The sequence below is a fragment of the Nocardia sp. NPDC056611 genome, from assembly GCF_042792755.1.
Lineage (GTDB): Bacteria > Actinomycetota > Actinomycetes > Mycobacteriales > Mycobacteriaceae > Nocardia.
In genome coordinates this window covers 60467-85772 of the sequence record NZ_JBHTVV010000003.1, presented here as the reverse complement: position 1 = coordinate 85772, position 25306 = coordinate 60467, and the positions used below count along the sequence as shown (strand labels likewise).

Below are 25306 nucleotides of genomic sequence, written 5' to 3'. Positions count from 1 at the left end.
CCCACGGTTTGGTGAAGACTATCACCAAAGTTCTGGTGACATCCTTCACCAGAAACTGAGCGCCCCCAGGAGGCACGCAATGACGCGTTCCGAGTTGCCCGATCCGGTGATCTTCCGGGAGTTCCCCTTCAACTTCGGGGTCAAGGTTCTCGGCCCCGGCGATATCCGGCCCACCCCCGAACAGCAGGCGGCGTACCGGAAATTCACCGCCATGGGCGATCCGCTGGCCGACGACGTGGTCGCCATGTTCAAACGACTGCCCACCGGACAGGGCCGGGCCATGTTCGAGACGGCCCTGGAACGCGGTATCGACCAGGTGCCCGAGGCACCCGCCGAACTGAAAGCCCTTTTCGCGCAACTCGATTCGCTGCCGTTCTGGCTCGACCAGGACAAGCTCGACCGCGCCGCCCGGGTCAGCGGCCGGGTCGGGCCGTGGGCGACCAATCTGGCCCTGTCCATGTTCGCGCTCAATGGCGGCTACCTGGCCTCACGGGCCGGCAAGGTGCTGATCGGCACCGGCGGCCTGTCCGCGCGGAACATGGCCCCGCGCCGGGTGGCCGAGACCGTGGGCTGGTGGATGGACGCCACCGCGCGCGGCGGGCTCGAGCGGTTCGCGCCCGGGTTCAAGAACACGGTGCGGGTGCGCATCATGCACGCGCAGGTCCGCGCCGGAATGAAGCAGCGACCCGACTGGGACTACGAACAGTGGGACGAGCCGGTGAACCAGTCGCTGACCGCGGGCACCCTCATGCTGTTCTCGCTGGCCACCATCGCGGGCTGCAATACCGTCGGACTCACGTTCTCCCGCAAGGAGAAAGCGGCCGTCTACCACCTGTGGCGCTACGTCGGCCACCTCATCGGACTCGACCCGGAGGTCGTGCCCGCCGACGAGACCGACACCTGGCGGCTGCTGTGGCTGCAGGCCGACTACGAATTCCTGCCCGACGAGGATTCGCGCGCACTGTCCAAGGCGCTCATCTCGGCGCTCGGCAGCATCTACGGGTTCGACGGCCATGACCTGCGCTCGCGGCTGTTCAGCCGGGCCTACACCCTCTACGCCGCGTCCTACGGCCGGATCATGGTGGGCCGCACCAATGCCGACTTCCTGGAGATGCCGCGCAGCCGTTTCTTCATGGCGGCCGTCTTCGCCACCGCGGGGATCAATGGGGCGCTGGAGGTTTCGCGCCGGATCATTCCGGGCGCGACCCGGCTCAGCGAGACCGTGGGCCGCCGGATCACCGAGCGCATGCATGCCCGGATCGTGCGGGCGAACCGTCCCGACCACAGCTACGCCCGCCACGACCGCCTGGCCGAAACCCGCGCCGCCTGATCCTTCTTACCGACTAGTAACATACGCGGGGTCGACAAGGGGTTTCAGGGGAAGCCCCTGAGAGCTACGAGAGTTGTTCATCCATGAGTCTGCCGCCCATCCTGTCCGAGCGCCTGCGCCTGCCCGCGGTCGCCTCCCCCATGTTCATCGTGTCCGGGCCCGAACTGGTGATCGCCCAGTCCAAGGCCGGCATCGTGGGTTCGTTCCCGTCGCTGAACGCGCGCCCGCAGTCGCTCTTCAAGGAGTGGCTGGTGCGGATCAACGAGGAACTCGCCAAGCACGACGCCGACAATCCGGACCGGCCGTCCGCGCCCTACGCGGTGAACCTGATCGTGCACAAGAGCAATGACCGGCTGGAAGAGGACCTGGCCACGGTGGTCGAGCACCGGGTGCCGATCGTCATCACCTCGCTGGGCGCGCGGCCCGACGTGAACGAGGCCGTGCACTCCTACGGCGGCATCGTGCTGCACGACATCATCAACAATGTGTTCGCGCACAAGGCCGTCGAGCGCGGTGCGGACGGCCTGATCGCGGTGGCGGCGGGCGCGGGCGGGCACGCCGGGCCGCAATCGCCGTTCGCGCTGGTCCAGGAGATCCGGGACTGGTTCGACGGGCCGCTGCTGCTGTCGGGTTCCATCGCGCACGGCCGGTCCATCCTGGCCGCGCAGGCCGCGGGCGCGGACCTGGCCTACATCGGGTCGGCCTTCATCGCCACCGACGAGGCCAATGCCGTCCCCGGCTACAAGCAGATGATCGTCGACTCCGCCGCGGGCGACATCGTCTACTCCAACCTGTTCACCGGCGTCCACGGCAACTACCTGCGCGGCAGCATCACCGCGGCGGGCATGGACCCCGACAACCTGGGCCAGTCCGACCCGTCTGCCATGGATTTCGGCACCGGCGAATCGGATTCGACCGCGCCCGGCGCCAAGCCGTGGAAGGACATCTGGGGCTCGGGCCAGGGTATCGGCGCGGTCGACGCGGTCCTCCCGGCCGCCGACCTGGTCGAGCGGCTGATCCGGGAGTACGACGAAGCCAAGGCGCGTCTGCTGGCGCTCTGATCGAATACGAAGGGCGGGCGCATGTTTCGCGCCCGCCCTTCGTGTTTTCCGGAACTCTCGCTTCCCGGAAGCTACACCCCCGGCACGTCGACCCGGGGAATCTTGATCTCCACGATCGGCAGACGCAACGCGGCGGGGGCCGTGGGCGGAACCACGGGACTACGGGGCGCGGTCGGGGCGATCCGCCGATAGGCCGCACCCGGCTCCGGGCGGGGATCGGGCTCACCCTTGTTGGGCCACAAGGAGATCGCGCGTTCGGCCTGGGCGGTGATGGTGAGCGACGGGTTGACGCCGAGGTTCGCCGAGATGGTGGAGCCGTCGACCACGTGCAGACCCGGGTGGCCGTAGAGGCGGTGGTAGGCGTCCACGACACCGGTGGACGGGGAGTCGCCGATGACGCAACCGCCGATGAAGTGGCCCGTCATGGGGATGTTGAAGATGCTGCTGCTGGTGGCCGCCGTGGGAACGCCGTCGATCTTGTCCGCGATGCAGCGGGCCACCTCGTGGCCGGAGGGAATCCAGTCCGGATTGGGTTGGCCCGCACCCTGTCTGGTGGTCATGGTGCGACCGAACACGCCGCGCTTGGTGTAGGTGGTGATGGAGTTGTCCACCGACTGCATGACCAGCAGGCCCAGGGTCTGTTCGGACCAGTGGCGGGGGTTGTGGATGCGGATCAGATCGCGTCGGTTGCGGGCGAGGGCGCGCAGCCAGCCACGCCAGCGGGGGCCGTCGCCGCTGACCATGGCGGTGGTCATCGGCGACATGGCATTGCTGCCCTTGCCGTAGCGGACCGGCTCGACGTGGGTGTCGGGGTCGGGGTGGATGGATGACGTGATGGCCACCCCCTTGGTGAAGTCACTGGCGCGGTCGCGACTGCGAACCGCCAGCAGCTCTTCGGAATTCGTGCGCGACAGCTCGCCCAGCCGGTCCGAGACGCCCGGCAGCGAACCGCGGTCACGCAGGCGGTGCAGCAGCTTCTGGGTGCCGAGCGACGCGGCCGCGAAAACGACCTGCTCGGCGGTGAACTCGTGCCGCCGCGTGCGCACCCAGCGGCCGGTCCGGGTGGTCGTCACGGCGTAACCCGCGCCGGACAGCGGCCGCACGTCGGTGACCGTGGTCAGCGGATGCACCGTGGCGCCGGCCTTTTCGGCCAGGTACAGGTAGTTCTTGACCAGGGTGTTCTTGGCGTTGTGGCGGCAGCCGGTCATGCACTCGCCGCAATGGGTGCAGGTGCGGCGATCGGGTCCCGCGCCGCCGAAGAACGGGTCGGGCACATCCTCACCGGGACGGCGGCCCGGACCACCGAAGAAGACGCCGACCGGCGTCCGCTGATAGGTGTCCTCGATACCCATTTCCTCGGCCACGTCGCGCAGTACGCGATCGGCCGGGGTGGTCGCGGGGTTCTCGGTGACGCCCAGCATCCGTTTGGCCTGGTCGTAGTGCGGGGCCAGCTCGGCCTTCCAATCGGTGATGTGGCCCCACTGGCGGTCGGCGTAGAACTTGTCCGGCGGCTCGTAGAGGGTGTTGGCGTAGACCAGCGAACCGCCGCCGACACCCGCGCCCGCCATGATGAAGGTGTCCTTCAGCAGCGTCAGCCGTTGAATGCCGAAGCAGCCCAGAGCCGGAGCCCACAGATAGCGCCGCACCCGCCACGAGGTCCGCGCGAACTCGTCGTCGGCGAACCGCCGCCCAGCCTCCATCACGCCGACGCGGTAGCCCTTCTCGGTCAGCCGCAGCGCACTCACGCTGCCTCCGAATCCGGAGCCGATCACGATGACGTCGTAGTCGAATCGCATACCCCGACGCTACGACCAGCGGATATGACGACATGACAGACCGACGGCCACAAAATCAACACTTTCGGCCACAAGGGCTGGAATCAAGGCGAGTGCAATGGTGTCCGAAAACCTCCGGTGGGCTCATAGTTCACGACGCTGTACCGCGTTATGACCTGGAGGTTCCTGGTGAACAGTCCCACTCCCCCGCCGTCGAGGCTCGATGCCCTCGGGCGGCTCGGGGCCGACTGGTGGTCCGTGATCGTGTCGGGCGTGGTGGTCGCGCTCGCCGTACTCGGCGTGCTGCCGAAGATTCCGTGGTGACGGGATGAGTGACACCACTGTCGACACCGGTGACAAGGTCCGATCCGGTTCTGTCGCGGACGAATTCGATCAGCCTTCGGGGCCGCTCACGCTCGCGCGGCTGCTCGGTTACGTCCCGGGCGTGCTGCTGCTCGTCGCGGTCGGCGTGCTCGGGAAGTATGCGCAGATCTGGTGGAACAGCGCCGCCAAGCACCAGCATTGGACTGTTCCCGATATCGAGTACGTGCTGTGGGCCATTCTGATCGGGCTGGTCATCACCAATACCGTTGGGCTGCATCCGATCTTCCGGCCCGGGGTGGGGACGTACGAGTTCTGGCTCAAGATCGGGATCGTGGCGTTGGGGTCGCGGTTCGTGCTCGGGGATGTGGCGAAGCTGGGTGGGACCAGTTTTCTGCAGATCCTGATCGATATGACGGTGTCGGGGGCGATCATTCTCGCGGTGGCGCGGTGGCTGGGGCTGTCCGGGAAGCTCGGGTCGCTGTTGGCCATCGGCACCTCGATTTGCGGGGTGTCGGCGATCATCGCGGGGAAGGGCGCCATTCGGGCGCGGAACTCCGAGGTCGGTTATGCCATTGCGGCGATTCTGGCGCTCGGCGCGGTGGCGCTGTTCGCGCTGCCGCCGCTCGGGCACGCGATCGGGCTCAGCGATCACGAGTTCGGGTTGTGGGCCGGTCTGGCGGTGGACAATACGGCCGAGACCACGGCCACCGGGTACCTGTTCTCCGATGAGGCGGGCAAGGTCGCGGTGCTGGTGAAGTCGACACGGAACGCGCTGATCGGGTTCGTGGTGCTGGGGTTCGCGGCGTACTGGGCCGCGCGGGGTGAGGCCGACGCGATCGCGCCGGGACTGCGGGCAAAGGCGGAATTCGTGTGGTCCAAGTTCCCGAAGTTCGTGCTGGGCTTCCTGGCGGTGTCGGCGGTGGCCACCTTCCACTGGCTGTCCAAGCAGCAGACGACCAACCTGGCCAATGTGTCTCGGTGGGCGTTCCTGCTGACGTTCGCGGGCGTCGGGTTGAACACCAATATTCGTGAACTGGCCCGGACCGGCTGGCGGCCGCTCGTGGTCGCGGTGGTCGGGCTGGTGACGGTCGCGGTGGTGTCGCTGGGGCTGGTGCTGTTCACCTCGCGCGTCCTGCACTGGGGTGTCGCCGGCTGAGATCGGAGATGACGAAGGGCCGGGATCCGATTCGGATCCCGGCCCTTCGTCTGTCGTGGATTACGCGCCGCGTTGCAGAGCGGGGGCAGCGGCGTCTTCGGCGAGCCGCTCGGACAGGAAGCGCATGGCCGGTCCGGCGAAGGCCATCGCGCCGCCGATGTGCTCACGGCCCTTCAGGGTTCGCATGGTGACGTCCGCGCCGAGCGCCGTCCAGTCCTCCGCCAGTCGCACGGCCTGCGGATACGGGATGACCTGCTCGGCGGTGCCGCCCGCGACCAGAACCGGTGCGGTGGGCGCGATCCCGCCGAGCCGGTTCTCCAGCAGCCGGGCCTTCACCTCGGGCACCTCGAAGGGCAGGCGGTGGCAGTAGGTGGAGACGCGGGTCGGGACCAGCAGGCCCGCGCCGACGCCGAGCAGGCCGGCGGCGGCGATGTGGGTGCGGCGGAACAGCGCGGCCAGGGCGCGGCCCTGGGTGTTGAGGTGCCGCAGGACGTTCAGTTCCGGGTAGGCGGCCTCGATGCCGAGGACGCCGTAGAAGAGGAGGAACGCGGCGGGCGTGCCGTCGAGGAACTTCACCATGTCGAGCATGTCGGCGGGGGCCGAGCCGACCGCCCCGCCCGCGATCCGCAGCTCGGGGGCGTAGGTGGGCGCCAGCTGCAGGGCCCAGCCGGCGGCGTTGCCGCCCTCGGAGTAGCCGTAGATACCGACCGGACCGTCAGGATCCAGGTCCGCTCCGGCCACGTGCCGCGCGGCGCGAATGCTGTCCAGCACGGCGGGGCCGAGGGCACGGCCCATGACATACGGATGCAGACCGGGATTGCCGAGCCCGGGATAGTCGGTGACGGCCAGCGCCCAGCCGCGATTCAGGGCGACACGCAGGAAGACCGACTCGTATTCGACGCCGAAACGCAACTGCCAGGAGGCGGCGGCGACCGTGCTCGCCAGCCCCTGGGTGCCGACCGCGTAGCCGACGAGCGGACGGGGGCCGGGACCGCGCCACGGCGTGTTGGGAACCAGGACGGTGCCGCTGACCTGCGTCGGAGCTCCGGTGGCGGTGGTCGAGGTGTAGCTGACGCGCCAGGCGCGCGCGGGCAGTTTCAGTCCGGGCAGCATTCTCGCCGTCATCGGTTCGGCGCCCAGCAGTCTGCCGGGTCCGAACGCACCGACCGCCGCCTCATCGAGGCGGTTGGTGTTCGCAGTCATCGTTGCCTGCCCTTCTTGCACTAACTCGCGTTATGCAGTTGTCGCACAACCGGATCCGAGGGGCATCAGCTGTCCCGGACAGTCCGGCTGATCGAAACCATACCCACTATGGGAGATGGCGACACCTCTTGTCACAACAACTCCCAGTCGGTGGGACGGCGCATACGAGACAAGCGTCCAGATCACCCGAAATACTCCAGCCCCGCCGCGGGTTGCCGAAGCTGTGACCATTCCGCGCATCCTGCTGGTCTCCGGCAGCACCCGTGAGGCCTCGACCAATACCGCCGCGCTGCGCACCATCGCCGCCGACGCCGGGTCCGATTTCGTGGCCGTCCGATACGAGGGCCTGCTCGACCTGCCCGCCTTCGTGCCCGGCGCCGATCCCGAGCCGCCCGTGGTCGAGGCCCTGCACCGCCGGCTCGCCGAGGCCGACGCGGTGCTGTTCTGCACCCCCGAATACGCGGGCATGATCCCCGGCAGCCTGAAGAACCTGCTGGAGTGGACGGTCGGCAATGCCGATCTCAGCGACAAGCCGGTCGCCTACGTGAACGTCGCCTACGAGGGCCGCGGCGACGCGGCGGTGGCGACGCTGCGCACGGTGCTCGGGTATGTCGGGGCCGAATTGGTCGAAGCGGCGTGCGGCCGGATCACGGTTCTGCAGAGCGCCGTCGGACCGGACGGATTCGTCGCCGACGCCGAGGCCCGCGCCCGCCTCAACACCGCCGCCCGCGCCCTGGCCGAACACGCGGCCCGCCCCGCCGAGCCCGCGACCGCGGTCCGGCTCGACACCTGAACGTCCCGGAAACGCCCAGGGGCACACCACCACCGGTGTGCCCCTCGGCGATGCGCGCCGGGCTCAGTCGACGTGGTCGGGGAAGGCCTGCTGGCGATGGCCGCCCCGGAGGGTGCCTTCCAGATAGGCCGCCTTGCACGCGCGGCGCGCGATCTTGCCGCTGGAGGTGCGAGGAATGGACCCCGCGGGCACCAGCAGCAGGTCTCGGACGGTCACGCCGTGCCGCTTGGCGATGGCCGCCCGGACGGTCTCGGTGATCGGCTCCGGATCGAGTTTGGCCGCGCCGGTTCCGCGTTCGGCCACGATGACCAGTTGCTCGGCGCCGGTGGCCGGTTCCGAGCCGTTGACCGTGACCACCTGGTCGGGCAGCTGGTCGCCGGCGACCGAGAAGGCGGCCACGAAGCCGGGCCGCAGCGCGGTGGTGGATTCCTGGGCGGAGTACTCCAGATCCTGCGGGTAGTGATTGCGCCCGTCCACGATGACCAGGTCCTTGACGCGGCCGGTGATGAAGAGCTCGCCGTCGTAGTAGGCGCCGAAATCGCCGGTGCGCATCCAGTTCGCCTCCGGCTCGGCGCCTTCGGCGTGGCTCTCGGGCTGCCGGGCGACGATCCGGTTGTGGAAGGTGGCCTCGCTCTCCTGGGGACGCCCCCAGTAGCCGCGGCCGATATTGGCGCCGTGCAGCCAGATCTCGCCGACCTCGCCGTCGGGCTTCTCCGCGCCCGTCTCCGGATCCACGATGGCCGCCCACTGCGAGAGCGCCACATACCCGCAGGACACCTGGGCCACCGCGTTTTCCGCGTGCTCGTCGACCTCGACCATGCATCCGGCATTGAGCTTGGTGCGGTCCACCCAGACCGTGCGGGCCTCGTCCTCGCGCTTGGTGGCGGAGACGAACAGGGTGGCCTCGGCCATCCCGTAGCAGGGCTTGATGGCGGTCTTGGGCAGGCCGTAGGGGGCGAAGGCCTCGTTGAACTTCCGCATGGAGGTCACCGACACCGGCTCGCTGCCGTTGATCAGGCCGATGACATTGGACAGGTCCAATTCCTCACCGGGCTTGGGCAATCCGCGCGCCGCCGCGTGTTCGAAGGCGAAATTGGGTGCGGCGGCGAAGATCTCGGCGCCGTCCTCCTGGGCGGCCAGCTCCTTGATCCAGCGGTGCGGCCGGCGCACGAAGGCGCTGGGCGACATGATGGTGATGTACTTGCCGCCCAGGGTGGGTAGGATGACGGTCAGCAGCCCCATGTCGTGGAACAGCGGCAGCCAGGTGACGCCGCGCGCCTTCTCGGTGATGCCGATGGCGTCGATCATCTGCAGCAGGTTGGTGCCGACCGCCCGGTGGGTGATCTCGACACCGGCCGGGATCCGGGTCGAGCCCGAGGTGTACTGCAGGTAGGCGACATCGTCCATCTGCAGGTCCGGACGGACCCAGCTCTCCCCCACCCCGTCCGGGATGGCCTCGACCGCGATGATGCGCGGACGTTGCGGTGCCGGCAGGTGTTTGAAGATCTCGCGCACTCCGGCCGCGGCCGAGCCGATGGTCAGGATGGCCGCGGGCTTGCAGTCCTCGAGCACGGCGTAGAGCCGGTCGGTGTGGCCCTGCTCGTCCGGATCGAAGAGCGGCACCGCGATATTGCCGGCGTACACCGAGGCGTACATGGCCACGATGTAGTCCAGACCCTGCGGCGCGAGGATGGCGACGCGGTCCCCCGGCTGCGTGACCTGTTGCAGCCGGGCGGCTACCGCGCGCAGCCGGACGCCGAAGCGGTTCCACGTGATGTCGTGGTACTCGCCGTCGCGTTCACGCGAATAGTCGATATAGCGGTAGGCGAGCTCGTCCCCGTTGGCCGCGGCATGTTTGTCGACCAGGTCGACCATGGTCTGGTTGTCAGGGATCTTGATGTGGCCGTGCTCGTCCAGATAGTCATCGAAGGTCTCGCCGATCATTCCCTATCCTTTTTCAGCTCGCGGTCCGTCAGAACCGCGCAGTGACACCGAACAAAGATCGACACGAAAGCCCGAATGTAGCTGGGGGCTTCGGGACTCTAGCAGAGGGTCAGTACCTGCCGAAAGCGATGGCGACGTTGTGCCCGCCGAAGCCGAAGGAGTTGTTGAGCGCGTAGTCGTAGCGCCCCGGCCGGGCCTGGCCCTTCACCACGTCGAGGTCGATCTCCGGGTCCTGGTTCTCCAGATTCAGTGTGGGAGGGATGATTCCGTCCCGCACGCTGAGCACGGTGATGACCGACTCCAGCGCACCGACCGCGCCGATCGAATGTCCGAGCGCGGACTTGGGCGCGTACACCGCGGCATGATTGCCGACTGCTTGCCGAATCGCGTTGGCCTCCGCGGTATCCCCGATCGGTGTGGCGGTGGCATGCGCATTGATGTGCGTGACATCGGATTTGGCCAGGCCCGCGAACTCCATGGCGCGGCTCATGGCGCGGGCGGCGCCGGTGCCCTCCGGATCGGGAGCGACCAGGTGGAAGCCGTCCGAGGTGATGCCCGCGCCCATGATGCGGGCGTGGATGGTGGCCCCGCGCGCCTTGGCGTGCTCCTCGGTCTCGATCACCATGAGCGCCCCGGCCTCGCCGAAGACGAAACCGTCGCGCTCCATGTCGAAGGGGCGGGAGGCGCCCTTGGGGTCGTGGTTGCGGGTGCTCATGGCGCGCATCATGGAGAACCCCGCGATGGGCAGCGCCTGGATGGAACCTTCGACGCCGCCGGTGACCACCATGTCGGCATCACCCATGACGACCGTGCGCCAGGCATTCGCGATCGCCTCCGAACCGGACGAACAAGCCGAAACAGGCGTTGACACACCGGCCCTCGCACCCAGTTCGACACCCACGCAGGCGGCCGCGCCGTTCGGCATGACGGCTTGCACGGTGTGCGGCAACACCTTCCGGTAACCGCCGTTGACCAGCTTGTCCCGGGTGGTGATGAGCATCTCCGCGCCGCCCAGTCCGGTGCCGATGGACACCGCGAGGCGATCCTGGTCGACCTGCGGGGATCCGGCGTTGGCCCAGACCTCGCGAGCCAGCACCATCGCCATCTGCTCGACGTAGGACAGGCGCCGGGCCTCCGCCTTGGACAACTGGTCGGTGGGCGACACCTTGAGGTGCCCGCCGATTCGGACGGGGAGGCCGAAGTCGTCGAGGAAGCTGTCCTCGAGGACGTCGATCCCGCTCTCGCCGTTGAGTAGCCCCTTCCACGTCGAGTCGACGTCTCCCGCGATCGAGGTGGTCGCTGCCAGCGAAGTGACGACGACACTGGGGTATTTCCGGCGGTTGGGCGTCTGCATGTTCACACTCTCCGTAGCAATGCTTCGGCGAACCGAGTGTCGATCCGCGTGGGCTGTCAAGGGCAGGTGGAAACTGACGAGCGGGCCCGGCTGTAGAGACTCCGGCGGGTGATGAGGACAATCTTTGGCGAACTGGGCTAGATTATCCGAGGCGAAGCCGACCAGTCCCAATAAGCGACACGCGGGCATCCCTTCTCAATCCCAGGGTCCCTCTCGACGCGGCGGCCGATCGCCGGATCTCCCGAGCATCATTCCCGCAGTGCCGAGCCATTTCAAGGGAGGGCATACGATCGTGGCCAGGAGTCTCACGCAGTTGGAGCTGCTCCTCGAGCTGGAACCGATTGCCGAGCAGAACGTGAACCGCCATCTATCGATGGCCAAGGACTGGCACCCCCACGACTACGTCCCGTGGGACCGGGGCCGCAACTTCGCAGCTATGGATGGCACGGACTGGCAGCCGGATCAGTCGACTCTCAGCGAAGTCGCCAAGGCCGCGATGATCACCAATCTTCTCACCGAGGACAATCTGCCCAGCTATCACCGGGAAATCGCCGAGAACTTCTCTCAGGACGGTCCCTGGGGCACCTGGGTGGGCCGCTGGACCGCCGAGGAGAACCGGCACGGCATCGTGATCCGGGACTACCTGGTGGTCACCCGGGGCGTGGATCCGGTGGCGCTGGAGCAGGCGCGGATGACGCACATGACGAGCGGCTACAACGCCGCCCAGCTGATCAAGAAACACGCCGGGACCGACTACGTGCCCGCCGACGCCGGATTCATGCATTCGGTCGCCTATGTGACATTCCAGGAATTGGCGACGCGCGTGTCGCACCGCAATACCGGCAAAGCGTGCGACGACCCCATCGCGGACCGCATGCTGCAGCGCATCGCCGCCGACGAGAACCTGCACATGATCTTCTACCGCAACATGTGCGCCGCGGCCCTGGACCTCTCGCCGGACCAGGCCATGGACGCCATCGCCAATGTTGTGCTCCGCTTCCAGATGCCCGGCCTGGGGATGCCCAACTTCCGCCGCAACGGAGTGCTGATGGCCAAGCACGGCATCTACGATCTGCGCCAGCACCTGGAGGAGGTGCTGCTGCCCAACCTCAAGAAGTGGAACATCTTCGAGCGCAACGACTTCGGGCCCGAGGGCGACCGCCGCCGCAACGAGGTCGGGATGTACCTGGACAAGCTCCAGAAGGACGTGGTCCGGTTCGAGGAACAGCGGGACAAGGCTCTGGCCCGCGAGGCCCGGCGCACCGGCACCCCGCCCCTGCTGATCGGCTGAATCCCCCGGCGGCGCGCGGTGGCTGGACGACATCCACCGCGCGCCGCCGGCGCGTCAGAACAGGGTCATCGGATCGGTGGGTTCGGGGGTGGGCAGGGGCTCCAGGTCGGGCACGCGCGCGGCCACCTCGGCGTGGAAGCGGCGGGCCAGGGTGCGGGAGGCCGCGTTGTCCGGCGTGTGGATGAACACCGTGGGGGAACGACCTTCCCGCAGCCAGTCGACGGTGGTGTCGATCCACGGCTGCCAGCCCGCCACGGTGGCGGCGATGTCGTCGCGGCCGTGATAGCGGACGATCGGGAACTCGGTGAGCGCGCGGGTGCGGCGGGGGTTGGCCGGCTTCTTCGACGACGCCTCGTACTCGGCGGCGCTGGTGGGCGGGGCGGCGAACAGCACGGTGGTGTCGAAGGGTATCCACTCGGCCCCGGCCGCGTTCAGCACCGCTTCGAGTTGCGCTGTGGCGCGCGGGTTCTCGAAGAAGGCCGGGTGGCGCACCTCCACGGCGCAGCGGTGGTGGGACGGGATGGCCTGGAGCAGGTCGGCCAGTGCGGTCAGGTTGGTGAACGAGCCCGGCAGCTGGATCCACAGCGCGTGCAGGCGGCGGCCCAGTGGTTCGATGGCGTCGAGGAAGCCCGACATCTCGTCGTCCACGCCGGTGAGGCGACGGTCGTGGGTGATGGTGCGGGGCAGCTTCATGACGAACCGGAAGGCGGGATCGGTCTGCCGGGCCCAGGACTCGACGGTGCGGCGCTGCGGGACGGCGTAGAAGGTGGTGTTGCCCTCCACCGCGTTGCACCAGGAGGAGTAGTTGCGCAGGCGTTCGACCGGGGGTATCGGCTTCTCCTGCCAGTCCGGGTGTGTCCACATTGCGCAACCGACGTAGAGCCGCATACCTGCCACGTTAGGTCAAGGGCTTCTTGGGGCGCAGCCAACCGAAGGTAAGCTCCACCGCCCGCCGCCAGTTGTCGTACTCGTCGGCGCGCAGCGCGGGGTCCATGCGCGGCAGCCATTGGGCCGCGACGCGCCAATTGTGGCGCAGACCCTCGAGATCCGGCCAGAAACCGACCGCCAGGCCCGCCGCGTAGGCCGCACCCAGCGACACCGTCTCGGCCACGATCGGGCGCAGCACCGGGATGTCGAGGACGTCGGCGACGATCTGCATGAGCAGATTGTCCGAGGTCATGCCGCCGGCCACCCGCAGCGATCCGGCCCGCAGCCCGGAGTCCGCGTTCATGGCCTCGAGCACGTCGCGGGTCTGCCACGCCGTCGCCTCCAGCACGGCCCGCGCTATGTGGCCCTTGGTGATGTACGAGGTGAGCCCGATGAGCAGCCCGCGCGCGTCGCTGCGCCAGTGCGGCGCGTACAGGCCGGAGAAGGCGGGGACCAGGTAGCAGCCGCCATTGTCTTCCACGGTGCCCGCGAGGGTTTCGATCTCGGGAGCGCTCGCGATCAGGCCGATGTTGTCGCGCAGCCACTGCACCAGCGAGCCGGTCACCGCGATCGGGCCCTCCAGGGCGTACACCGGCTCCGGGCCCACCTGGTAGCCGATGGTGGTGAGCAGCCCGTGCTCGGACCGCACCAGCTCCTTGCCGGTGTTCATCAAGAGGAATCCACCAGTGCCGTACGTACATTCGGTCTCGCCCGGCGCGAAACACGTCTGACCGAACAGCGCCGCGTGCTGATCCCCGAGCGCCGCCGCGATGCGCACGCCGGGCAGCACCTTCGCAGCGGTCCCGAAGTCACCGGTGGACGGCTGGATGGCCGGCAGCATGGCCCGCGGAATGTCGAAGAACCGCAGAAGTTCCGGATCCCATTGCAGCGTGGCCAGATTCATCAGCAGGGTACGTCCGGCATTGGTGACGTCGGTGACGTGCGCTCCCCCGTCCGGTCCACCGGTGAGGTTCCAGATCAGCCAGGTTTCCATGGTCCCGAACAGCACCTCGCCGCGTTCGGCCCGATCCCGCAGGCCCGGTGTGCGATCGAGCAGCCAGCGCAGCCGGGGCGCGGCGAAGTAGGTGGCCAGCGGCAAACCGCAGAGCTCCCGGATACGTTCCGCCCCAGCGGTTTCCCGCATGCGTTCGACCAGATCCTCGGTGCGCACGTCCTGCCACACGATGGCGCGGGCGACCGGCACGCCGGTGGCGCGGTCCCACACCACGGTGGTCTCGCGCTGATTCGCGATACCGACCGCCGCCACCTGATCGGCGGTGATGCCCGAATCCCGCAGGGCCGCGGGCACGATGCGCTCCACATTGCGCCAGATCTGCACGGCGTCCTGCTCCATCCAGCCCGGCCGCGGGTAGTACTGGCGGTGCTCGCGCTGCGCCACGCCGCTCAGGCGGGCGCGCTGATCGAAGAGGATGGCCCGGGTCGAGGTGGTGCCCTGGTCGATGGCGAGCACGAACCGCTGCGTCATGCGTGACCGCTCCTGTCCGGGAAAGTCATTGCGCGCCACCGAGATCCCGGGAGACGGCGGCCGCCGCGTCGGTGACCTGGGTGACCGGTGCGGACCGGATGCGCAGCTGTCCGTCGCAGAGCCGGTCGATCGGCCCGGTGATGCCGATGGCTCCGACCACCAAACCACCCCGGGAGCGAATCGGCGCGGCGACACTCGCCTCGCCGGAACGGTATTCGCCGATATCGCCCGCCCATCCGGCGCGCCGGACCTCGGCGATCGCCCGCCGCACCGCCGCCGCATCGGTGATGGTGCGATGGGTGAGGGCGGGCAGCGTGCCGTCGCGCATCCCGTCGGCGAGGTCCCCGTCGTAGGCCAGCAGCACTTTGCCCAGCGCGGTCGCGTGCGGCGGCAGTTCCTCGCCGACCGCGAGTTCCTGTTCGGTGTTGTCGGGCCGGAAGACATGGTGGACGACCACCACGCCGCCCTCCACGGGCGCGGCGATGCGCACCGATTCACCGCTGCGCGCGGCCAGGGCGTCGGCCCGGTTGATGGCGCGGGAGCGGAGTTCATTGGCGTCCAGATGCCCGGCCCCGAGATCCTGCAAGGCCGGGCTCAGCAGGTACTTGCCGCTGACCGGGTCCTGATCGACGAATCCGACGCCCTGCAGGGTCCGGAGAATGCCGTGCGCGGTGGGCTTGGCCAGGCCGAGCGCCGCCGCGATCTCACCGACCGCCATCCGCCCGGAACCGCGGGCCAGCAGCCGCAGCATGGCCGCGGCGCGCTCGATCGACTGAATCGGACCCGGCACGCTTGCAACCTATCAGCCGTAACCCGCCGGCTAATCGTTCGGCATTGTCGAACGCATCCTCTGGGCGGACGACGTTCCACTTCGTAGCGTGAGCATCGGGCCCGGTACGGCACCGGTTCCCCGAAAGGACCGCGATGACGCAGTACGTCGGAGCCATCGATCAAGGCACGACCTCCACGCGCTTCATGGTGTTCGACCACGGCGGCAATGTGGTTGCCCGCCATCAGCTCGAGCATGAGCAGATTCTCCCGCAGGCCGGTTGGGTGGAACACAATCCCGACGAGATCTGGGAGCGCGCCCGCACCGTCATCAAGAGCGCCCTGGCCGGCGCCGGTCTGACCGCGAGCGACCTGGCCGCCGTCGGCGTCACCAATCAGCGCGAGACCACCATCGTGTGGAACCGCCGCACCGGACGCCCGTACTACAACGCCATCGTCTGGCAGGACACCCGCACCGACCGCATCGTGGCCGAGGTCGAGAAGGCGGGCAAGGGCGATCTGATCCGCGACCGCGCCGGACTGCCGCCCGCGCCGTACTTCTCCGGCGGCAAGCTGAAGTGGATCCTCGACAATGTCCCCGGCGTACGCGAGGACGCGGAAGCCGGTGACGCCCTCTTCGGGACGCCCGACACCTGGATCATCTGGAACCTCACCGGCGGCGTCCACGGCGGCGTGCACATCACCGACCCCACCAACGCGTCGCGCACCATGCTCATGGATCTCGAAACCCTGGACTGGGACGAGGAATTGCTCGCGGTGTTCGACGTGCCGCGGAGCATGCTGCCGCGGATCGCGCCGTCGTCCGATCCCGAGGGTTTCGGCACGACCAACCCCGGCGGCCCGTTCAAGGGCGCGGTGCGGATCGCGGGCGTGCTCGGCGATCAACAGGCCGCCACCGTCGGCCAGGTCTGCTTCCGGCCCGGCGAGGCCAAGAACACCTACGGCACCGGCAATTTCCTCATGCTGAACACCGGCACCGAGATCGTGCGCTCCAAGCACGGGCTGCTCACCACCGTCGCCTACCAGTTCGGCGACGACAAGCCGGTGTACGCGCTGGAGGGCTCGATCGCCGTCACCGGGTCGGCCGTGCAGTGGCTGCGCGATCAACTCGGCATCATCTCCGGCGCGGAGCGGGTCGAGGCCCTGGCCCGGCAGGTCTCCGACAACGGCGGCGTGTACTTCGTGCCCGCCTTCTCCGGTCTGTTCGCACCCTACTGGCGGGCCGACGCCCGCGGCATCATCGTGGGCCTGTCGCGCTACAGCAACAATGCCCACATCGCCAGGGCCACACTGGAATCCATCTGCTACCAGACCCGCGACGTGGTCGAGGCCATGCAGCAGGACTCCGGCGTCACCCTCGACACGCTGCGCGTGGACGGCGGCATCACCGCCAACGAACTCGCCATGCAGATCCAAGCCGACTTCCTCGGCGTCCCGGTCTCACGGCCGGTCGTCTCGGAGACCACCGCGCTGGGTGCCGCCTACGCCGCCGGGCTCGCGGTCGGATTCTGGAGCAGCACCGACGAACTCGTCGCCAACTGGCACGAGGACAAGAACTGGCAACCCACCATGACCGAGGAGCAGCGGCAGCGTGGTTACGCCCGCTGGCTCAAAGCCGTGTCGCGCACCCTCGACTGGGTCGATCTCGACGATGACGACGACCAGCGGCGCTGACCGGCCCACACCCACTTCGAACACCGATGACAAGGAGTAATTTCGTGTCCGCACAACTGGATCCCGCCTACCGCGCCCGGGCGATTGATTCGCTCGGCGACACCGAAATCGACGTGCTCGTGATCGGTGGTGGAGTGACCGGAGCGGGCGCCGCCCTCGACGCCGCCTCACGCGGGCTGTCCGTCACCCTGGTCGAGGCGCGCGACTTCGCCGCCGGCACCTCGAGCCGGTCGTCCAAGCTCATCCACGGCGGCCTGCGCTACCTCGAGCAGTACGACTTCGCCCTGGTCCGTGAGGCTTTGAAGGAGCGCGGCCTGCTGCTCAACAAGCTGGCCCCGCACCTGGTCCACCCGGTGTCGTTCCTGTTCCCGCTGCAGAAGCACTACGAGCGCTTCTACATCGGCGCGGGCATCGCCCTCTACGACACCATGGGCGGCGCGCGCTCGGTGCCGATGCACAAGCACCTGAGCCGTTCCCGCGCACTGGAATTGGCGCCCGCGCTCAGGGAAGACGCCATGACCGGCGCCATCCGCTACTACGACGCGCAGGTCGACGACGCCCGCCACACCATGATGATCGCGCGCACCGCGGCCCAGCACGGCGCGACCGTGCTGACCCGCACCAAGGTCACCGGCCTGCTGCGCGACGGCGAGCGGATCGGCGGCGCGCAGGTGCTGGACCTGGAAACCGGTCTGGAGCACAGCATCCGGGCCCGCACCGTGATCTCGGCGACCGGCGTGTGGACCGACGACATGATCAAGATGACCGGCGTGGAATTCCCGTTCCACGTGCGCATGTCCAAGGGCGTGCACATCATGGTGCCGCGCGAGAAGCTGGACCTGGGCACCGGCATCGCCATGAAGACCGAGAAGTCGGTGCTGTTCGTCATCCCGTGGGCCGAGCACTGGATCATCGGCACCACCGACACCGACTGGCAGCTGGACAAGAACCACCCGACCGCCACCGCCGGGGACGTCCAGTACATCCTCGACCACGTCAATTCGCTGCTGCGCGAACCGCTCACCCGCGCCGACATCGTCGGCACCTACGCGGGCCTGCGGCCGCTCATGACCGGCGCGTCCAAGGAGACCTCGAAGCTCTCGCGCGAACACGCGGTGGCCGAGCCCGCCCCGGGCCTGTTCGTCATCGCGGGCGGCAAGTACACCACCTACCGGGTGATGGCCGCCGACGTGGTCGACGCCGCCGCCGGACGCCTGGGCAGCGATGTCGCGCCGTCGGTGACCGCGAACCTGCCCATCCTGGGCGCGGTCGGCTACCAGGAACTGCTCGACCGGGTACCCGAGGTGGCCGCGGCCGCCGGGCTGCCGGAGCAGACCGTCACCCACCTGCTGGGCCGCTACGGTTCGCTGACCGACGAGCTCTTCGACCTGATCGCGGCGGTTCCCGCACTGGCCGAACCGATTCCGGGCGCGGAGGACTACCTGGGCGCGGAAGCCGTCTACGCCGCCACCCACGAGGGCGCGCTGCACCTCGACGACCTGCTCACCCGCCGCACCCGCATCTCGATCGAGGTGCCCGACCGCGGACTGAAGGCGGCCCGCGAGATCGCCCGGCTCATCGCCCCGCACCTGGGCTGGGACGACGAGCGCACCAATGCCGAGATCAACCGCTACTTCGACCGCGTGCACGCCGAGCTGGCCGCCAACGAGGAGAAGGACGACGAGGCGGCCAACGCGGCCCGCATGATCGCGGTCGGCTGACGACGAGCCGAGTGTTCCGACGCCGCGCGGGGAATCCCTCGCGGCGACGGAGCGCATTCCCCTTCTCCCACAGGCCCTCGACCTCGGCAGACGCCGAATGTCGGTGGGCCTTGTTAGTTTTCGCCGCACATTGAGTTGACGTGAATCTTGGAGCAAGGCATGAGCGGCGGGGAGACCACGTACCTGGAACTGTCCCAGGACAGCGGTACGGCACACAAGTTCTACGAGGTCGTCGTGACCGGGACGCAGGTGACGATCCGGTACGGGCGCATCGGCGACACCGGGCAACGACAGGTGAGTTCGTTCCCGACAGCGGAGAAGGCGCGCGCGGCGGCGGCCAAGAAGGTCGGCGAGAAGATGCGCAAGGGCTACGCGCCCGCGGTGATGGGCGCCCGCGCGGCGCGGCCGGTCACTCGGCGCGCCATCGTCAGTCAGCGCTCCACCGCCAAGAAGGCCCCGGTGCTGTGGAGCTTCGACTCCGGCGCCGCGGCGTTCGGCATCTTCGTCGACGACGAGCGCTGCTGGGTCGGCAACGAGCACGGCGACGTCTTCACCCTCACCCCCGACGGCACGGTGACCGGCCGGTTCCGGCTGCCCGACGCGGTGAAGTGCATTGTCGCCGACGACTTCTGGATCTACGCGGGCTGCGACGACGGCCGCGTCTACGACCTGACCGGCAAGGTGCCGCGCGCGGCCTACGACATCGCCGCCAATGTCGACATCTACTGGCTCGACATCCACGACGGCATTCTCGGCGTCTCCGACCGGCAGGGCGGGCTCACCGTCATCGACCACGAGGAGGAATCGCTGTGGACGCGGCGCAGTGCCGGCGACTCCGGCTGGATGGTGCGCATCGACGAATCCGGTGTGTACCACGGGCATTCGAATGGCGTCACCACCTACGACCTGGCCACCGGTAATACCCGCCGGCAGGTCGGCACCGGCGGGGCGGTGCTGTTCGGCTGGCAGGAGAACGACGCCGTGTACGCGGGCACCGGCACCCGGCAGGTGCGCATGGTGGCCAAGGACGGACAGGCCGAACGCACCTACCAGTGCGACGCGGCCGTCTTCTCCTGCGCCACTTCACCGGACGGGCGCTTCGTGTTCGCGGGCGACAACTACTCGTCGGTGTACTGCTTCGACGCCGCGGGCAACCGGCTGTGGAAGCTGGCCACCGGCTGCGGCTCGGCGTACTCCATGCAGTACCACGACGAGAAGCTCTACCTGGTCACCACCAACGGCACCCTGGCCTGCCTGGATGTCAGCGAAGCCGCCATCCGCGACGCCGAGCAGGGCGTGCTGCCGCAGACGCTGTCGATCAAGGCCCCGGAGATCTCGGCGGTGACGCCCAGCGCCACGGTGGAGGTGATCGCGGACGCCGGGGACGGCATCGTGGTCGAATGCGTCCAGGAGAACGGCAACCTGCGCGTGCACGTGCTCTCGGCTGGGTACCAGCGCGGCTGGAATGTGCAGTTCCCCAGGGAGATTCGCGAGGCGGGGGCGCGGTACGTGGTCGACGCGGTCACCGAGTCGGCGCGCGGCGGGTTCTACCGGGTGCGCGGCGACATCCGCCGGCTGCGCTGAGTCCCGAGCCCAAATCAGGCTCCGACGCTGGACAATTCGCCCGGCGTCGCACCGAAACGGTGGAAGTGGGCGGCGGTCACCTCGACGAAGATCGCGCGGCCGGTGGCGACCACGGTGTCGCCGTCGGTCAGCTCGGTGTGGATGAACAGCTTGCGGCCCTCCCTGCCGACCAGCTTCGAGGTGACCGTCAATTCTCGGTGCAGCTGGACCGGCACCGTGAAGTCGACCTCGAGTTTCACGGTCACGGCGGGCCGTTGCAGCGGCATGAGCACCGAACCGGACGCCTCGTCCAGGGCGGCGGAGACGATGCCGCCGTGCGCCACACCGGGCGCGCCCTGATGCCGCTCGTCCAGCACGAAAGTGCTGCGGACCAGGTCACCGTGGCGCTCGAAGGCCATGGCCGGGGAGGCCGGATTGGCCGGGCCGCAGCCGAAGCAGCCGGGGTGATGCGGCGGGAAGGGCCCCTCGGCGAACAGGTCGCCGAGGGGCAACGGCGCGGCGTTGCGATCGTTCTCCATACTGAAAGTTAACGCAGGTTCACGTTGGGCGCGCAAGCCCCGGGGTCAGCTCTCGGCCGCTCCCCGCTTCCCGCGCGGCGCCTTCACGCCGTTCTTGCCGTGACCGTCGGACTTGCCGTCGGCGCTCTTCTTGCCACCCTTGCCGACGGTCAGGATCGATTCCTCGGCGACCTTGGCATCGGTCTTCTTACCGCCGCTGTGGTGCAGCGCCTCGATCAGCAATCCGTTGTCGTCGGCGTCGATGCGCACGGTGTCGCCGGGCGCCAGCGAGCCTTCCAACAACTTCTTGGCCAGGGCGTTGTCCAGCTCCTTCTGCACCGTGCGGCGCAGCGGGCGGGCGCCGAACTCGGGCTGATACCCGGTGTCCGCCAGCCAATCCATGGCCTTGTCGGACACGTCCAGGGCGATGTCCTGGGCACGCAGCCGGCGGCGGGTGCCGTCCAGCACCAGGCCGACGATGGTGCGCAGCTGGTCCTTGTCGAGGCGGTGGAAGATGATCTGCTCGTCGAGCCGGTTGAGGAACTCCGGGCGGAACTGCTTGCGTAGTCGCTCCTCCAGCTGCGGCTTGATCGAATCGAGGTCCCCGTCCTTGGCGGACAGGATGAGATCGGACCCGATATTGCTGGTCAGGATGACGATCGTGTTCTTGAAATCGACGGTGCGGCCCTTGGAGTCGGTGACCCGGCCGTCGTCGAGCAGCTGCAGCAGCACATTGAACACATCCGGGTGCGCCTTCTCGACCTCGTCGAACAGGATCACCGAATAGGGCTGGCGCCGGACCTTGTCGGTGAGCTGGGCAGCGTCGTCGTAGCCGATGTATCCGGGCGGGGCGCCGACCAGCCGGGCCACCGTGTGCTTCTCCTGGAACTCGCTCATGTCGAAGCGGATGAGCCGGTCCTCGTCGCCGAACACCGCGGCCGCCAGGGCTTTCGCGAGTTCGGTCTTGCCGACGCCGGTGGGGCCCAGGAACAGGAACGAGCCGATCGGCCGGTTGGGGTCCTTGAGCCCGGCGCGGGCGCGGCGCACCGCCTCGGCCACCGCGACGATGGCCTCCTCCTGGCCGATCACCCGCTGGTGCAGATCCTGTTCCAGCTTCAGCAGTTTCGCGCGTTCCTCGGTGGTGAGGTCGGCGACCGGGATACCGGTGCGGCGCGAGATCACCTCGGCGATATCGGTGATGGTGACCGTCGGGATCTCGGTGCGGTCCACCTCGTCGGCGGTCTTCTGCTCCAGCTTCGCGATCTCGCCCTTGATCTTGTTCGCCTTCTCGTAGTCCTCGCCCTTGACCGCCGCGTCCTTCTCCCGATTCAGGTGCGCCAGTTGCTCTTCCAGCTCTCGCACCTTGGGATCACGTGTGCGCGTGCGCAATCGGACGCGGGCTCCCGCCTGGTCGATCAGGTCGATCGCCTTGTCCGGCATGAACCGGTCGGTCAGGTAGCGGTCGGACAGTTCGGCGGCCGCGATCAGCGCCTCGTCCAGATAGCGGACCTGGTGGTGCTCCTCGTACACGTCGGCCAGACCGCGCAGGATCTCGATGGTGTCGGCCACCGACGGCTCGGACACCATGACCGGCTGGAAACGGCGTTCCAGCGCCGCGTCCTTCTCGATGTATTTGCGGTACTCGTCGATGGTGGTCGCGCCGATGGCGTGCAATTCGCCGCGGGCCAGGGCGGGCTTGAGCATATTGCCAGCGTCCATGGAACCCTCGCCACCGCCGCCCGCCCCCACGATGGTGTGCAGTTCGTCGATGAACACCACCAATTCGTCGGAGTGCGCGCGCACCTCATCGAGCACCTTGGTGAGCCGTTCCTCGAATTCGCCGCGGTATTTGCTGCCCGCCACCATGGAACTCACGTCGAGGGCGACCACGCGGCGGTCGGCCAGCGTGGCGGGCACGTCGCCGTTGACGATGCGCTGGGCCAGGCCCTCCACGATGGCGGTCTTGCCGACACCCGGATCACCGATCAGCACCGGATTGTTCTTACGCCGCCGGGACAGGATCTCGACGGTCTGCTCGATCTCCTCGGCCCGGCCGACCACCGGGTCGATCTGGCCCGCGCGGGCCTCCGCGGTGAGGTCGCGGCCGTACTCGTCCAGCGTCGGGGTGTCGGAGGGCTCCTTGGCCGTCGGACCCCCGGTGGCCGCGGGCATCTTCGCGCCCGCCAGCGCCTGGGCGGCCGCGCTGTCGGGCAGGCCCGCGATGCCCAGCAGGATGTGCTCGGGCCCGATGTAACTGCTGCCCGCCTCGGCGGCGCTGCGCTGTGAATTGCGCAGGGCCAGCTTGGCGGCCGGGCTCAGGGCCAGCGCGTGGTCGTCTCCGTGCGCGCCGACGCCGCTGCCCGCCGCGGTGCGCATGTGCTCGCGCAACTGTTCGGGGTCGCGGCCGATCTCGGCGATGATGCTGCGTGCCGGCTCGATGGCCGCGGCCGCGTAGAGCAGATGCTCGGGGGTGATCTCGGCACTGCCCCAGTCGTGGGCGGCCTGGCGCGCGGCGTCGACGACCTGCTTGGCGCTCTCGCTCAGCAATCGGGTCAGGTCGATGCGCTGCACCGGTGGCCGGCGCGACATTCCGGATCCGAAGAAGCGGTCGAAGATATCGTCGAAGGAATCCATCGAACTGGGCCAGCCCTGCGTCATGCGGTCACCTCGCGGCTTCGGGTGACGCCCCGGCAGACCCGGTAGGACTCGGTGTGGCAACGAGCCTGCCGACGCGTCAGCTAACGGATGGCGAACTCGGTGACCACAGTAATAGCCCCAGCCCCGATGAGCGACCTCTACGGAGATCTCGATACGCGCGGCCGCGGTGCTTCTCGTGTTCCAGCCCGCCGAGGAGGGACCGCCGGTCGGCGAAAAGGGCTGCGCGCGAGCGATGCTCGACGCGGGCGCGCTCGACGATCCGGCGCGCAGATGCCGGCCATCCGCACTTCTACGCCGACGACGGCACACTCGTCACCGGGATGCGATTGCACGTGCAGGTGGCTAACACCATCTCAGCGGCGCCGTGGCGCCGGGCCAGCATGCGAGGAGGGCCCTCAACGGGCAGCGAGAACCTGGAGGAACGGGGCGTAATCGCGGACGTGGCCCTCGGTCCAGTCCCAGAACGAGGCCGGGTCCACCGCGACCCCGCGCTGCAGCATCAGATGCCAGCCGTCATCGCGCTTTTCCCACATGTCGCCGTCCCGATCGACGTACAGGCCGGTGCTTTCGGGCTCGATACCTGTCTCGCCCACAACGATCACCCCTAGAACTCAGGTTGCTTCTGTTCGGAAGCATTCTCCCTGACACCTGTTGTTCACTTTCGACCGGGGTGGTGGCCGTGCGGTCGCCGCGCATAGCGACCGCGCCGATTGTCGCGAGAAATCCAGGAGAGCTAATGGCCTGATTTGTCAGTTTTGGCCCGATATGTCAGTGGCCGCTGCCGCCGGCCCCGGCACCCCGCCGAATTTCCCGCGCTCGGATTTGCGCTGGCTAATTCTTGGCGCGCTGGTAAGCCTCGACGATCTCGGCCGGGATACGACCGCGCGAGGAAACCTGATGACCCTGCGCCCGCGCCCATTCCCGGATCGCGGTGCTCTCCTCGCGGTCCACGGCCGGACGGGTACGGCCGCCGGCGGCCACCTTGCGCTTGGAACGACCCACCTTACGGGCCTTCTCCGACCACGGTTCCAGGGCTTCCCGCAGCTTACCGGCGTTCTTGTTCGACAGATCGATCTCGAAGTCGTTGCCGTCGATCGAGAAAAAGACGGTCTCGTCGGCCTTCGATTCGCCGTCGTAGTCGTCAACCAGAGTTACGGTGACTTTCTTCGCCATGGACTGCCCTTCCACGTGTAGGTGCCGCTATTCGCCGAAATGCTAATCCCGCGGGATGCAGGATTCAAACCAGGCGCGAATCGAATTCGGCGCCACCAGACAATTCAGCTATTACCGCTGAGACCCTCCGGTCTTCAGCACACCCGGAATGCGGCCAAGCGCCACCCGGAACGACCGCGGACAATGCGTGCCGCGAGCGCGAAATGCCGCCCGCCCCGATCGTAGGCCGCGCAAACCTCGCCCCCGGCGGTCCCGGTCATGATCACATCGACCCTGGTGAGGGTGGCGGTCCCGAGCTCGCGCCCGGGTAGTCCGCGCCCGCCCGCGAGGGTGCGCACCGCGGCCACGACCGCGGGCTCCGCGAGCAGGGCCAACTGCCCCGGCGGCCGCCGACCATCCAACACCTCGAGCGCCGATCGCAGGGCGGTTCGGGCGAATTGCCCTGCGCCGGTGTTGCGTTCGTCACTCCGCCCGGAATTCGCAGGGTGCGAAGACCGCACAACCCGGTGCAGACCGGCCGGATGCGAAGCCCGGGCCGCCGATTCGGAGCCCACCCGCGCCCGGCA

Annotated in this window: 20 protein-coding genes and 1 pseudogene; 9 read left to right on the top strand and 12 right to left on the bottom strand. The window is 68.5% G+C overall.

What is annotated here, in order from left to right; all coding sequences use genetic code 11:
* Positions 1–79 precede the first annotated feature (79 nt).
* Together ACFRAQ_RS17080 and ACFRAQ_RS17075 are read left to right on the top strand one after the other, a co-directional pair.
* On the top strand, positions 80–1330 hold the full coding sequence (locus ACFRAQ_RS17080) for an oxygenase MpaB family protein (protein WP_379100464.1): 1251 nt from the start codon (positions 80–82) through the stop codon (positions 1328–1330).
* An 83-nt stretch (positions 1331–1413) separates the two neighbouring features.
* Positions 1414–2391, top strand: a complete 978-nt coding sequence (locus tag ACFRAQ_RS17075) for an NAD(P)H-dependent flavin oxidoreductase (protein WP_379100462.1) — start codon at positions 1414–1416, stop codon at positions 2389–2391.
* Between the two features lie 71 nt (positions 2392–2462).
* Here ACFRAQ_RS17075 and ACFRAQ_RS17070 read toward each other — a convergent pair whose 3' ends face one another.
* Positions 2463–4187 (bottom strand): GMC family oxidoreductase N-terminal domain-containing protein, encoded by a 1725-nt coding sequence (locus tag ACFRAQ_RS17070; protein ID WP_379100460.1) that lies wholly within the window; start codon positions 4185–4187, stop codon positions 2463–2465.
* Positions 4188–4337: 150 nt separating this feature from the next.
* Between ACFRAQ_RS17070 and ACFRAQ_RS17065 the strand changes: the two genes are divergently transcribed.
* Both ACFRAQ_RS17065 and ACFRAQ_RS17060 read left to right on the top strand, forming a co-directional pair.
* Entirely contained in the window at positions 4338–4490 is a 153-nt protein-coding gene (locus ACFRAQ_RS17065) for a hypothetical protein (RefSeq protein ID WP_379100458.1), read from the top strand.
* Positions 4491–4584: 94 nt separating this feature from the next.
* Positions 4585–5646 (top strand): annotated as a pseudogene (locus ACFRAQ_RS17060) (YeiH family protein); the annotation flags it as partial.
* Between the two features lie 60 nt (positions 5647–5706).
* Here ACFRAQ_RS17060 and ACFRAQ_RS17055 read toward each other — a convergent pair.
* On the bottom strand, positions 5707–6849 hold the full coding sequence (locus tag ACFRAQ_RS17055) for a lipase family protein (protein WP_379100456.1): 1143 nt from the start codon (positions 6847–6849) through the stop codon (positions 5707–5709).
* A gap of 223 nt (positions 6850–7072) precedes the next feature.
* On the opposite strand from ACFRAQ_RS17055, the gene ACFRAQ_RS17050 reads away from it, so the two are divergent.
* A complete protein-coding gene (locus tag ACFRAQ_RS17050) occupies positions 7073–7642 on the top strand; it encodes an NADPH-dependent FMN reductase (RefSeq protein WP_379100454.1) in 570 nt (189 codons plus the stop codon).
* A 63-nt stretch (positions 7643–7705) separates the two neighbouring features.
* Here the strand turns inward: ACFRAQ_RS17050 and fadD32 are convergent, their stop codons facing one another.
* Positions 7706–9586: a long-chain-fatty-acid--AMP ligase FadD32 gene (fadD32, locus tag ACFRAQ_RS17045; protein WP_379100452.1), complete on the bottom strand. Its 1881-nt coding sequence runs from the start codon at positions 9584–9586 to the stop codon at positions 7706–7708.
* Positions 9587–9695: 109 nt separating this feature from the next.
* Positions 9696–10940: a KasA/KasB family beta-ketoacyl-ACP synthase gene (locus ACFRAQ_RS17040; protein ID WP_379100450.1), complete on the bottom strand. Its 1245-nt coding sequence runs from the start codon at positions 10938–10940 to the stop codon at positions 9696–9698.
* Positions 10941–11232: 292 nt separating this feature from the next.
* Here ACFRAQ_RS17040 and ACFRAQ_RS17035 point away from each other — a divergent pair, with 292 nt between their 5' ends.
* Entirely contained in the window at positions 11233–12231 is a 999-nt protein-coding gene (locus ACFRAQ_RS17035; RefSeq protein ID WP_379100448.1) for an acyl-ACP desaturase, read from the top strand.
* Positions 12232–12285: 54 nt separating this feature from the next.
* Here ACFRAQ_RS17035 and ACFRAQ_RS17030 read toward each other — a convergent pair whose 3' ends face one another.
* The 3 genes from ACFRAQ_RS17030 to ACFRAQ_RS17020 are packed head-to-tail and all read right to left on the bottom strand — an operon-like array spanning position 12286 to position 15434.
* Positions 12286–13119, bottom strand: coding sequence for a DUF72 domain-containing protein (locus tag ACFRAQ_RS17030; RefSeq protein ID WP_379100446.1), 834 nt, complete (start codon positions 13117–13119; stop codon positions 12286–12288).
* A gap of 10 nt (positions 13120–13129) precedes the next feature.
* Positions 13130–14644 carry a glycerol kinase GlpK gene (gene glpK / locus ACFRAQ_RS17025; protein ID WP_379100444.1) on the bottom strand — a complete coding sequence of 505 codons (1515 nt, stop codon included), beginning with the start codon at positions 14642–14644 and terminating at the stop codon, positions 13130–13132.
* A gap of 25 nt (positions 14645–14669) precedes the next feature.
* Complete coding sequence (locus tag ACFRAQ_RS17020) at positions 14670–15434, bottom strand: IclR family transcriptional regulator (protein ID WP_379100442.1); 765 nt, start codon at positions 15432–15434, stop codon at positions 14670–14672.
* A 134-nt stretch (positions 15435–15568) separates the two neighbouring features.
* On the opposite strand from ACFRAQ_RS17020, the gene glpK (ACFRAQ_RS17015) reads away from it, so the two are divergent.
* From glpK (ACFRAQ_RS17015) to ACFRAQ_RS17005, 3 genes are all read left to right on the top strand, one after another.
* Positions 15569–17107 (top strand): glycerol kinase GlpK, encoded by a 1539-nt coding sequence (glpK, locus tag ACFRAQ_RS17015; RefSeq protein ID WP_379100440.1) that lies wholly within the window; start codon positions 15569–15571, stop codon positions 17105–17107.
* 44 nt (positions 17108–17151) lie between these two features.
* Positions 17152–18828, top strand: coding sequence for a glycerol-3-phosphate dehydrogenase (gene glpD, locus ACFRAQ_RS17010; RefSeq protein WP_379100438.1), 1677 nt, complete (start codon positions 17152–17154; stop codon positions 18826–18828).
* A 159-nt stretch (positions 18829–18987) separates the two neighbouring features.
* Positions 18988–20412, top strand: a complete 1425-nt coding sequence (locus ACFRAQ_RS17005) for a WGR domain-containing protein (protein WP_379100436.1) — start codon at positions 18988–18990, stop codon at positions 20410–20412.
* A gap of 14 nt (positions 20413–20426) precedes the next feature.
* On the opposite strand, the gene ACFRAQ_RS17000 is transcribed toward ACFRAQ_RS17005, so the two are convergent.
* From ACFRAQ_RS17000 to ACFRAQ_RS16980, 5 genes are all read right to left on the bottom strand, one after another.
* A complete protein-coding gene (locus tag ACFRAQ_RS17000; RefSeq protein ID WP_379100434.1) occupies positions 20427–20930 on the bottom strand; it encodes a PaaI family thioesterase in 504 nt (167 codons plus the stop codon).
* A gap of 45 nt (positions 20931–20975) precedes the next feature.
* Complete coding sequence (locus ACFRAQ_RS16995) at positions 20976–23567, bottom strand: ATP-dependent Clp protease ATP-binding subunit (RefSeq protein WP_379100432.1); 2592 nt, start codon at positions 23565–23567, stop codon at positions 20976–20978.
* Between the two features lie 395 nt (positions 23568–23962).
* Positions 23963–24160 carry a hypothetical protein gene (locus ACFRAQ_RS16990; protein ID WP_357288663.1) on the bottom strand — a complete coding sequence of 66 codons (198 nt, stop codon included), beginning with the start codon at positions 24158–24160 and terminating at the stop codon, positions 23963–23965.
* A 238-nt stretch (positions 24161–24398) separates the two neighbouring features.
* Entirely contained in the window at positions 24399–24740 is a 342-nt protein-coding gene (locus ACFRAQ_RS16985) for an Lsr2 family protein (protein ID WP_213561466.1), read from the bottom strand.
* Between the two features lie 134 nt (positions 24741–24874).
* Positions 24875–25240, bottom strand: coding sequence for an Rv3235 family protein (locus ACFRAQ_RS16980; protein WP_379102113.1), 366 nt, complete (start codon positions 25238–25240; stop codon positions 24875–24877).
* Between the last annotated feature and the right edge of the window lie 66 nt (positions 25241–25306).